At 64.3% G+C, this 7,285-nt stretch carries 7 protein-coding genes; 2 read left to right on the top strand and 5 right to left on the bottom strand.

What is annotated here, in order from left to right; genetic code table 11:
- Positions 1–860: cytochrome c peroxidase (locus EOD15_RS24535; protein ID WP_127408915.1), on the top strand; the 860-nt coding region annotated here is incomplete at its 5' end.
- A gap of 1 nt (position 861) precedes the next feature.
- On the opposite strand, the gene EOD15_RS24530 is transcribed toward EOD15_RS24535, so the two are convergent.
- The gene (locus tag EOD15_RS24530; protein WP_127322599.1) at positions 862–1,314 is read right to left on the bottom strand and encodes an Lrp/AsnC ligand binding domain-containing protein; all 453 of its coding nucleotides are present in this window, start codon (positions 1,312–1,314) and stop codon (positions 862–864) included.
- A gap of 163 nt (positions 1,315–1,477) precedes the next feature.
- Between EOD15_RS24530 and putA the strand changes: the two genes are divergently transcribed.
- Positions 1,478–5,089: a bifunctional proline dehydrogenase/L-glutamate gamma-semialdehyde dehydrogenase PutA gene (putA, locus tag EOD15_RS24525; RefSeq protein ID WP_127408914.1), complete on the top strand. Its 3,612-nt coding sequence runs from the start codon at positions 1,478–1,480 to the stop codon at positions 5,087–5,089.
- 68 nt (positions 5,090–5,157) lie between these two features.
- Here the strand turns inward: putA and EOD15_RS24520 are convergent, their stop codons facing one another.
- From EOD15_RS24520 to EOD15_RS24505, 4 genes are all read right to left on the bottom strand, one after another.
- Positions 5,158–5,472 carry an antibiotic biosynthesis monooxygenase gene (locus EOD15_RS24520; protein WP_027039045.1) on the bottom strand — a complete coding sequence of 105 codons (315 nt, stop codon included), beginning with the start codon at positions 5,470–5,472 and terminating at the stop codon, positions 5,158–5,160.
- A gap of 60 nt (positions 5,473–5,532) precedes the next feature.
- Positions 5,533–6,630: a TonB family protein gene (locus EOD15_RS24515; RefSeq protein ID WP_245463757.1), complete on the bottom strand. Its 1,098-nt coding sequence runs from the start codon at positions 6,628–6,630 to the stop codon at positions 5,533–5,535.
- 1 nt (position 6,631) lies between these two features.
- On the bottom strand, positions 6,632–7,075 hold the full coding sequence (locus tag EOD15_RS24510) for a hypothetical protein (protein ID WP_127408916.1): 444 nt from the start codon (positions 7,073–7,075) through the stop codon (positions 6,632–6,634).
- 5 nt (positions 7,076–7,080) lie between these two features.
- Positions 7,081–7,285, bottom strand: a 205-nt coding sequence (locus EOD15_RS24505; protein ID WP_127408913.1) for a TonB-dependent receptor, incomplete at its 5' end; no start/stop codon positions are given.

Genomic DNA, 7,285 nt, shown 5'->3' with positions numbered 1-7,285 from the left:
ATCCCTGGTTCTTCTGGGATGGCCGCCGCGACAGCCTGTGGGCGCAAGCGCTGACGCCGCTCGAAAACCCGCTGGAGCAGGCGGGAAACCGCACCGCCTACGCGCATTACATCAAGGCGCGCTTCGGCGAACGCTATGAGCGCATCTTCGGGCCGCTGCCTGATTTTTCCGGCATGCCGTTGGATGCCAGCCCGCTTGGAAACGATGTCGAGAGGGCGGCCTGGAATGCCATGAGCGGCCCGCAGCGTGACGCTATCAACGGCGTCTTTGCCAATCTAGGCAAGGCGATTGCCGCCTTCGAACGCTCGATCGCGCCGGCGCCAACGCGCTTCGACCGCTTTGCGCTGGACCTCGCCACCGGTGCCGAGCCGAAGGGCGATGCTGTCTTTTCCAAACAAGAAATCCTTGGGCTTAAACTGTTCATCGGCAAGGCCAATTGCGTGACCTGTCACAACGGCTCGCGCTTCACCGACAACAGCTTCCACAACACCGGCGTGCCATCCGTTGCGGGCCTGCCGCCGGATCGCGGCCGTATCGAGGCCGTGCACCAAGTCGAGGCCGACCCGTTCAACTGCTTCGGCGCTTATCGCGATGGCGACGCCAACGCCTGCGGCGAGTTGCGCTTCATGGTCAAGGATGCGCCCGAACTCGTTCGCGCCTACAAGACGCCATCGCTGCGCGGAGCGGCAACGCGGCCGCCCTATATGCATGCCGGGCAGTTTTCGTCGCTCGACGAGGTCGTGGCGCACTACGCCAAGGCTGCCCCCAGCGTCGAAGGGGTATCAGAGGTTCACCCGTTGGAGCTTTCAGACCGAGAGCGTGCCGCGCTGGTGGCGTTTTTGAAGACACTTTCGGATTAGATCATCGATCCTTCACCGTCTCCATCGCCACGAAGGTCGAGGTCTGGGCGACGTGGGGGAGGGCCGAGATGCGCTCGCCGAGGACGCGCCGATAGGCGGCGATGTCCCTGGTGCGGACTTTCAGCAGATAGTCGAAGCTCGACGCCATCATGTGGCACTGCTCGATCTCCGGCACAGCCTGTACGGATCGGTTGAAGGCGTCGAGCGCGGCGGATCTGGTGTCGGACAATTTCACCTGGACGAAAGCGACATGGCCTTCGCCCATGCGCTCGCGGTCGATGATCGCCTGGTAGCCTCGGATGTAGCCGTCCTTTTCCATCCGCTTCACCCGCGCCTGCACCGGCGTCTTCGACAGGCCGACCTTTGCAGCCAGTTCGGACATGGAAAGCCGGCCATCGCTTGCCAGCGCCGACAGGATGTTCCTGTCGATGCGGTCCAATTGGTCTTCTGTCATCGAAAATGCAGTCCATATGTCAATTCTAGGCCACTAAGATAGATCGAATGACCTGTAATGTCGATTTCTTTGGACCGGTCGAAATTTCGCACTTGTGCTAGCTTGCGCCATTCGGTCCGGTGACCGCCGGCCCGATCCCCTTTGCTCGATCCACGGGACCGCCATGCCAGCGCTCGATGCCATCCGCCAGCAGATCCGCGCCAACTACCTGCCCGACGAAGACGAGGCCGTGAAGCGGCTTGCCGAGGCGACGGGGCTCTCCGGGAAAGACCGCAAGGCGATCTCGGCTCGCGCCGCCGATCTGGTGCGCGCGGTGCGTGGCTCGTCCGATCCAAGGCTGATGGAAGTCTTCCTCTCCGCTTACGGTCTCTCCACCAAGGAAGGCGTCGCGCTGATGTGCCTGGCCGAGGCGCTGCTGCGCGTGCCCGATACCGAGACGATGGACGACCTCATCGCCGACAAGATCGCGCCGCACGACTGGTCGGCGCATTCGGGCGGTTCGAGCTCCATCTTCGTCAACGCCTCGACCTGGGCGCTGATGCTGACCGGCCGCGTCCTCGATGAGGGCGAGGGCGGCATCGAGGGCACGCTGCGCTCGATGGTCCGGCGGCTTGGCGAGCCGGTCATCCGCAAGGCGGTGGCCGCCGCCATGCGCGAGATGGGTGAGCAGTTCGTGCTCGGCCGCACCATCACGGAAGCCGTCAAGCGCGGCCGGCCGATGACCCAGAAGGGCTATCTCTATTCCTTCGACATGCTGGGCGAAGCGGCCCGCACCGAGGCCGACGCCTTGCGCTATCTCAAGGCCTATGCCGACGCGATTTCGTCGCTCGATTCCGGCTCCAACGGTCCTGACATCAGGCAGAACCACGGCATCTCGGTCAAGCTTTCGGCGCTGCATCCGCGCTACGAGGTGGCGCAGAAGGACGAGATGCTGCCTGTGATGGCAGACCGACTCTTGTCGCTGGCGTTGGCCGCGCGCCATTCGCGCATGGGTCTCAACATCGATGCCGAGGAGGCCGATCGCCTCGATCTGTCGCTCGACGTCATCGAGCGGGTGCTGGCCGAGCCGGAACTCGCCGGCTGGAACGGCTTTGGTGTGGTGGTGCAAGCGTATGGGCCACGCGCGGCCTTCGCCATCGATTGGCTCTATGCGCTGGCGAAGAAATACGATCGCAACATCATGGTGCGGCTGGTCAAGGGCGCCTATTGGGACACCGAGATCAAGCGGGCGCAAACGCTCGGACTCACGGGCTATCCCGTCTTCACCCGCAAGACCAACACCGACGTTTCCTACATGGCTTGCGCGAAGAAGCTGCTTGGCATGACCGACCGCATCTATCCGCAATTCGCCACTCACAACGCGCATACGGTCGCCGCCATCCTGTCGATGGCTGACAATCGCGACGCCTTCGAGTTCCAGCGCCTGCACGGCATGGGCGAGGCGCTGCACGAGACGGTGCGACGGTCCGAAGGCACACGCTGCCGCATCTATGCACCGGTCGGTGCGCATTCCGATCTGCTGGCCTATCTGGTCCGCCGGCTGCTGGAGAACGGCGCCAACTCCTCCTTCGTGCACCAGCTGACTGATGAGGATGTCGAGCCGGAGGACATTGCGCGCGATCCGCTCGAAACGATCGAAAGCCAGGGTCCGGCCGCCAATCCGGCGATTGCCCGGCCTTCCCAGATCTTTGGAGCCGGGCGTCGCAATTCGAAAGGATTCGACATCACCGACACGGTGACGCTGGCGGCGATCGACAAGGCCAGGGCGGCCTTCGCCGGGCCGGATCGTTGGCATGCCAAGCCGATCACGCGGGCCGCCGGCTACGGCAAGCAGCGTCCGATCGTCAATCCGGCCAAGCCTTCCGAAGTGGTCGGCACGGTCAGCGAAGCCGCTGCCAAGCAGGTCGCGACCGCCGTGCGCTTTGCGGTGGAGGCGCAGCCGGCCTGGGCGAAACGTCCTGTCGCCGAGCGCGCAGCGATCCTCAACCGCGCCGCCGATCTCTACGAGACGAATGCCATCGAGTTCTTCGCACTCGCCACCCGCGAGGCCGGCAAATCGCTGGCCGACGGCGTTGCCGAAGTGCGCGAGGCCGTCGACTTCCTGCGCTACTACGCCACCGAGGCGGTCAATGCCGAGGCGGGCACGCAAGCGCGGGGCGCCATCGTGTGCATTTCACCGTGGAACTTCCCGCTCGCCATCTTCACCGGTCAGATAGCCGCCGCACTCGTCACCGGCAATTCGGTCATCGCCAAGCCGGCCGAGCAGACGCCGCTGATCGCCTTCCGTGCCGTCGAACTGCTGCGCGAGGCCGGTGTGCCGGAAGACGTCATCCAGCTTCTGCCCGGCGACGGCCCGTCGGTCGGTGGCCCGCTGAACGCTGACCCGCGCATTGCCGGCGTTTGCTTCACCGGCTCGACCGAGGTTGCCAAACTGATCGAAAAGCAACTGGCCGAGACCGCCGCGCCCGACGCCATGCTGATCGCCGAGACCGGCGGCCTCAACGCGATGATCGTCGATTCCACCGCGTTGCCCGAACAGGCGGTGCGCGACATCCTGGCATCGGCCTTCCAGAGTGCCGGCCAGCGCTGCTCGGCGCTGCGCGTGCTCTACGTGCAGAAGGACGTCGAGAAGAAGATGCTGGAGATGCTGAAGGGCGCCATGGAGGCGCTCAGCATCGGTGATCCCTGGCGGATTTCGACCGATGTCGGCCCGGTCATCGATGACGAGGCACAGGCTTCGATCCGCGAGTACTGCACGAAGATGGGCCTGCAGGGCCGGCTGATCGCCAAGCTAGAGGCACCCAAGGAGGGCCGCTTCGTCGCGCCGCATGTCTTCCGCGTCAAGGGTATCGAGGACATGGAGCGCGAGGTGTTCGGGCCGGTGCTGCATGTCGCCAGTTTCGACGCCGACGAGATCGACGCGGTCATAGCCGCCATCAACCGCAAGGGCTATGGCCTGACCTTCGGCCTGCACACCCGCATCGAGGGCCGCGTGCAGCATTTCGTCGACGGCATCCATGCCGGCAACATCTATGTCAACCGCAACCAGATCGGCGCCGTCGTCGGTTCGCAGCCGTTTGGCGGCGAGGGGCTTTCAGGCACCGGACCGAAGGCCGGCGGCCCGCACTACCTCCGCCGCTTCCGCAAGGGGCCCGAGGCTGGCACCGATTTGCAGGATGGCCATAAGGTGACGGCGACCGAACTTGCCGACAATCTGCCCGATCCCACACTTGGCGGCTGGTCGACCCGTCCGGACCGGATCGCCATTCTGAGGAAGCATCTGCGCGGCAAGGGTGCTGCGGCCATAGGTGCCGCCGCCGGCATCGATTTCGGCCAGATCGACCTGCCCGGGCCGACCGGCGAGGCCAACACGCTCTCGCTGTCGCCACGCGGACGGGTGCTGTGCCTCGGTCCCGATGGTGATACGCTGCTGGCGCAGACGATCCAGGCGCTCGCCGCCGGCAATGCCGTGCTGGCCGTTGCGCCGGGTGCACCGGCAGCCCTTTCCGCGTTGACCGGCAAGGGCCTGCCGCTGGCCGCCATCGACGGCCGGCCGGATCCGGTCGAGGCGCGCGCGCTACGCGTCGACGTCGTCGCTTTTTCAGGCACGTCCGAGGCCGCGCGCATCGTGCGCAAGGTCATCGCCGACCGCTCCGGCCCAATCGTGCCGCTGGTCACCGAGGTGCTCAACCCGGCGGCTTATGCGCATGAGCGCGCGGTCTGCGTCGACACCACCGCTGCGGGCGGCAATGCGAGCTTGCTGGCCGGGGCCTGACCCCGGTCAACTTTTGCTTCTATGCATGTCGTTGTCCCAAAACCGGGACCACTTTTGGACGACATGCATTACGCGCCTTCGACGACCGAAAAACCCTCGAACTGGGGGTGGCCGAGATAGTGGACCTTTGTCGTGCCGACATTCCTGTGGGCGGCGCGGAAATTCTCGGACTTGGTCCAGGCGATAAAATCGTCGTGGCTGGCCCACACCGTGTGCGACGCGAAAAGCGTGTAGCCTTCGGTCTCGTTGACCGGGCCACGCAGCAGATGGAATTCCCTAAACCCCTTCATCTCAGCAAGGCTGGAGTCGCGGTTCTTCCAGACGGCTTCGAAGTCGTTCTCCGAGCCGGTCTGCACCTTGAAGCGGTTCATTGCGATGTACATTGCGGTTCCTTTCGTGCGGATGTTGATGATTGGCGGCTGCAGCGTTTGTTCTGCGCACATTCAAAATGGGCCGATTTCGGTCTCGAACTCCAAATTTGCGCTTGCTGCCTGCGGTGGAATCGGAGGGAAGGGGGCTGCCTTGCGGACAATGCCAAGCGCTGCCTGATCGAAAGCCGCCGATCCTGAGGTTTCCAGAATGCGCAACTCGTTTATGTTGCCCTTCCTGCCTATGACGAATGTGACAACCGCATTGTTGCGTGCCGCCAGCTGTAGGGAAGGCGGGAGGGTGCGATTGACGCTGCCGAGCTTTCTAAAAACATCGCCGCGGTAGTTGTCTTCCGCGGCCGTGCCTGCCTCTTTTTGCCTTTTGCCCTTGCTGGCTGCTTGCGCCGACCGGTCCTCGCCATACGCCGTGCCGCGCTTCTCATCCGCCATCTCTGAAGGGGCAGCTGCCGGAGTTGGCCTGGCTCTAGGGATCGGAGGCCGCTCCGGAACGGCGACAGGCGCTTCCGTGCTCTCGGCCTGAACGGTTGGCTCCGCTGGTGTTTCGGCCTTCCTATCCACGGTCTGATCATCGGAGCGCGGGGCGCCGGCCACCAATATGTCGGGCGTCAGCGTCTGCTGTTTGACAGCTTCCGGCAAAGGCTTGAGCGGCTTTGCTGCGTCCTTCACGGGTTGCGAAGGCTCCGTTGGCGGCGACGGCTTGGGCGGCGTTGCCGGCTGTGGTTTGGCCGGTTGCGGGCTGGGCACCAGTGCAACGTTTATTGCCGCCGGGTCCTTGTCCAGCGCGCTGCCGGCCACGTTGCTGCCCGACTGTTCACTACCTTCCGGCTGCTCGGCGTCCTGGAAACTGGAAATCCCCGTAGGGGAGATCAGAAAGGCCGCCGCCACCGCGACATGGAGCAGGCAGGAGACGACGATCGCCGCCGTCCATTTGCGGCTCCAGGCCGATGGCCGCGGCAGCGCGAGCGGCTCGCTTGGCTCTATGGTCAGCTCGGCGCCGGCCTCGGGGAGGGGATTGATGTCCTGCATGTCTCGCCGCGAGACCTGCAGCGACAAGAGCAGAGTTGTCAAATCAAGATCGTTCGCCGGCAGTCTGCTATCGCCGGCCAGAGGCTGCACTACGGTGTTTCGCGGGAATGCATGATGCAGCCCCACCTCAGACTCCGAAAGCGATCCCGGTCTTGGTGTCCGTCTTCAGCTTTCGCATGCAGGCGTTCGGTTCGACGCCGGCACCGGTGCATTCGGTCGCGCTGTTGATCAGCACGCGGCTGACTTTCGAGCACTCGGTGCCGGCCAGATCGAAACGCGTCACCTTGGTCTTGCCTGCCGGCAATTCCTTGAAGTCGAGCACGGTCAGCCGGTCGACGACGCCGGCCTCGTTGAACAGGGCGATCTCGAACGCCGCCTTGGACAGGTCGGCGCCGAGATTGTTGTTGACCACGAACGTCAGGCGGCAACCCTTGTCGGAAGGTTGCGCACCGTTGAGTTCAAGGGTCAGCGCAGGGACCGGCGCGGACTCTTGTGCCCACGCCGGAACCATCGCAAGCGACATCGCCAGCATCGAGGTCAGCAGACGAAGGGATGTCATCAAGCTCGTCATGGTCATCAGCCTCCAAATCGCATCGTCGCCGCCAGCTTCAGGGTGACGCCGGGCTCGTAGGCCGCGAAAACCGGCTGCGGCGGCTGGCCGGCCGTGGTCAGGTTGAGCGGGTTGGCGTATTTTACATCGAACAGATTGTCGGCGCGGAAATCAATCTTCAAATTGTCCGTCGCCTGGTAGCTGGCGAAAGCATTCACCAGCGTGTAGTCC

This window comes from Mesorhizobium sp. M7A.T.Ca.US.000.02.2.1 (genome assembly GCF_003996995.1).
Classification (GTDB): domain Bacteria; phylum Pseudomonadota; class Alphaproteobacteria; order Rhizobiales; family Rhizobiaceae; genus Mesorhizobium.
Note: the sequence above shows the minus strand (reverse complement) of the source record. Positions and strands in the feature narration are given on the sequence as shown.